Below are 3,444 nucleotides of genomic sequence, written 5' to 3'. Positions count from 1 at the left end.
ATATGGGGTAAAGACAAGATACGCGCAAAATTTATCATGATGTAAAGTTTTGCAACAAATTTACTCAAAAGCCTAAATTTAACGTTTCCTCTAGTGCTGGTGGAATCGCATCGAGATCAATCAGATAATCACCAAAACGCTTAATATGACTGGTTAAATAAGGACTCAAAGCCGCTAAATCTTCTCGCTCCCAGAAAAAACCTTCTTTTCTTAGCTGAAGCAAAACCTCAGTTAAATCAACCACATTATGGAAAATAACAGCATTAGCTACTAAATCACCGTACTTAATCGTCTTCTCTTGTTGTTCAGGGTCATTACTGGCAATCACCCCTTCTCCTCCAAAACAAAACCATTTAGAAAAGCCATTATAAGCTTCTACTTTATTAGTCATTGCTGTAATTTGTTGGCGTAGCTTTTGGTCAGAGATGAACTGTAATAAAAAAATAGTTCTAATAACTCTCCCTAACTCTCGAAATGCTTGATAAAGTTTATTCTTCCGACTATAGTTTCCCAATTTTCGTAACAACATATCTGAAGAAATTTTGCCTTCTTTAATAGAAAGAACCACTCGCAATAAATCTGACCAATGAGTTTTGATAAGTTCCCAATTAATTACCCCTTTAAATAGAGAATCAATATGCTGATAAATCGTCTCCTTATCAGGACGATAGAAAACCAAATCTTGCCAATTTCTAATGCGAGGCATAAGTTGAATACCTAACAAATAAGATAAAGCAAAGACAGGAGTAGACTGTCCTTGAGTATCAGCATGAATAATCGACGGTTGAATGTCCGATTTGTTCTTGAGAAGTCCTTCAATAATATATACCGCCTCCCAAGTTCCACAAGGAATAAAATGGCTAAATAGGGCTATATAACTATCAGCAACATGATGATAAGCAATCCCACCATAACCACCATAGCGAATATGATATTCCGAAAGTAAATTTTGCTCGTATAAGTCATATTTAGTTCCATCAGCAGCAGCCGTCGTTCCGTCTCCCCAGAACTTAGTTAAAGGCATCACATTGTAGCGATTGATAATATCTACTAGAGCAGTATTGAGTCCTTTTAAACTAATATGTCTCTGATTGACAAAAGTGAGCATTCTTGACGTAACAACGCCTCTCATGTGACGCGCCGCTTGAGTCGCTCCTAGATTGCATCCATAAGTGAAGGTGGTTAATAAATAGCGTTCTGTAGACCGTTCTAATTTTGAATCAGAACCACTCAAAGGCCCAAAATGTCGGGTAAAATTTGTCCAATAGTCTACATCTCTTAGAATATCAATTAAGTTACGCTCTGGCATTCTTTCAGAGATTAAAGCCTCTAAGTTTTTGAGGGAAGCACTCTCACGATTAGCTGACGGACGTTTTAAAACAGGTTCTCCTTGCTCGCTAATAACAACAGATGTATTATTGGGATAGCCTTGATCAACTGACGATGCTGTTTGGGTTAATAAATTTTCTAAATTCTCGACAAAATCTTCAGCCTTAGTAGGAAAGCCTAATTGTTGACAATATGCTTCAACCAATGGTTGACAGTCCTTCCAAGAAAGTAATTGTTCTCGATAGTCAGCATAAGCCTCACTGTTAAAGACACAAATATCCCCTGATTTTAGTTCAACAGCTAGATAAGAAAAAATACAAATCTCGAAATGGCGGCGCATCACTCTTGTGACATCTTTAGACTGAAATATCACTAATTTTTGCCATTGCTGTGAAATAAAAGATAAGTCAACTTTCGTTTCTATCCACTCCCCTCGCCGATGGGAATTAGACAATAAAATTTCCACGGCTTTAACCAATTTATCGTCACTACTGGTAGATTCTATCTTCAGGAACTTAAATACCCGAAAGAAAGCACTACGATGACTTTTATAAAACCGCCATAACAAGGGGAAGTAATTATTCCCTTGATAAGCATTAATTTCTTCACACTCAGTTAATAGTTGTTCAACTCCTCCCGTTTGCTTGAAGATAGTTTGCAATTGCTCTAATGGTTTTGAATCGGGGACATCTTCATTGAAAACTACTAGGACATCGGTGAGGACAGATACTAATTTTTCTGTGGTTATCTGCTGTCTTTTTTTGATAGAGTCTAATTCCTCAATAGCTAGATTATGGATTTTTTTCATCTGCTTGAGGAACATTTCTACTAGGTAATCACGAGTCTGCACTTGAGCAGAATAGATGAGGCAAAGAAGTAAGGTTAATTGCTTATTCAGAGTAACATCCTTCATCTCGGAAGCACTAATAGCTTTAGCTTCAGAGGTAAAATGTTTGATTTTCGCCCTAGTTAATCCTTGAAGATAGGGAGCGATTTCTCCCAGTGTTTCTAACCAAGTTAAATGGACAATTAAATCATTAAGATGATTTCGACTTGATTTTTGAGGAAGTTTTTTCAGGTCATTATAAGGACTGCGTTCAACTGTTGCGTAATTATCTAATAAATCCTTTAAGCGCTGGATATATTCAGGATTAAGTTGACTAATTACCTGGGAGAATATTTTTTGGTTTACTTCTTTTCTGAGATGATTAACTAAACGGTCTAAGGTATTAAAACCAGGGAGTTCATAGCGTTCCTTGACAACTTCTTCAATGGCTACATTGATTAAATCGGCTGGATTATCCATCCTTAATGCTGATTCAGTGATGACTGCTGTGATTAGAGCCTTGCCTTTTTGATTAAAAGGACTCACCTGGAGATAAGAGCGAATCGCTTTTTTGTGGCGGGATAAAGTTGGTGGATATTGATAGCTAAAACTCCTATTTTCTTGAAGATCCAGTGCCGTCCGAATATGGTTGATGATAGCCAGAGGGATGTCCGCTATTTGGGGGAAATAGCCTAATCTCTGAAATACTTTGAGTAAAACTAGCAGATTAAAATAGTTCTCTTCCCCAGTCGTAACTTTTAAGGCGAATGCTATCTCTATCCTAGTGGGAGTGTAAATTTTATCGAGTTCATTAGCGGTATAGTATCGTTTGAATCTGGGATAAGCTGTCCGTTCAATTGATGCCACGAGTGAGAGAAAAGATGGTTATTTTCAGTTTACAAGAGCATTGTTATCGCCCCAGAAGGCGGGAGCAATGCTCCAAAGTGAGGTGCTTAAAATTTGGGTGCTAAATCAGCTATTTAGGGGTGCTGCATCTACGCCCAACCTAGGCATCGCAGCCAAATAACTGTTTTTATTGAGAACCTAGCTTTGTAACTGAGAATTAAAGTCCGATCTAACTTTGGAGCATCGCTCCCAACCATCTTTGCCGAAAAGGGAAGTTGGGGTGGTTGGGTAAGAATGCCTCAAAAGCTTATGTTCTGTTTCTCTCTCCATCATACATTGCCTAAATTGAACCTAATTAGGCAATGTTTTCTAGACATAAATACATGGCTACTTTACACAACTTTACATCGTGATAAATTTTGCGCGTATCTTGTCTTTACCCC

1 protein-coding gene is annotated in these 3,444 nt (G+C 37.8%); it reads right to left on the bottom strand.

Annotated features, from left to right (window positions below; genetic code table 11):
* Positions 1 to 64 precede the first annotated feature (64 nt).
* Positions 65 to 3,022, bottom strand: coding sequence for a Tn3 family transposase (locus LC605_RS31800; protein ID WP_229551374.1), 2,958 nt, complete (start codon positions 3,020 to 3,022; stop codon positions 65 to 67).
* Positions 3,023 to 3,444 lie beyond the last annotated feature (422 nt).

Origin of the sequence: Nostoc sp. CHAB 5836 (assembly GCF_020829445.1) — a bacterium.
Taxonomy (GTDB): Bacteria; Cyanobacteriota; Cyanobacteriia; order Cyanobacteriales; family Nostocaceae; genus Nostoc.
This window is presented reverse-complemented; position numbering and strand designations above follow the sequence as displayed.